Origin of the sequence: Pseudomonas sp. SIMBA_068 (genome assembly GCF_046534705.1) — a bacterium.
Lineage (GTDB): Bacteria > Pseudomonadota > Gammaproteobacteria > Pseudomonadales > Pseudomonadaceae > Aquipseudomonas > Aquipseudomonas putida.
Genome location: NZ_JAWRYI010000522.1, coordinates 1 through 272, shown reverse-complemented (window position 1 = coordinate 272; position 272 = coordinate 1). Strand labels below are relative to the sequence as shown.

General features: G+C 64.7%; 1 pseudogene. It reads left to right on the top strand.

What is annotated here, in order from left to right:
- Positions 1-272 (top strand): annotated as a pseudogene (locus SB756_RS30220) (AAA family ATPase); the annotation flags it as partial.

The window sequence follows — 272 nt, the reverse complement described above, 5'->3', positions numbered from 1 at the left end:
CGTTGCTACCATCCGCCTGCCGCCGCTGCGTGAGCGGCCGGGTGACATTCTGCCACTGGCAGAATTTTTCATCGAAGAGCATTGCCGGCGCCTGGGTTACGAGCGTGCCGCGCTCAGCCCGGACGCCGAACGCAAATTGCTGGCCCATAGCTGGCCGGGCAACATTCGCGAACTGGAAAACGCGATTCACCATGCGCTGCTGGTGTGCCGTTATCAGGTCGTGGCACCTGCGGCCCTGCACCTGGTGGACATGAGGCCGCAAGGCGCGGCCC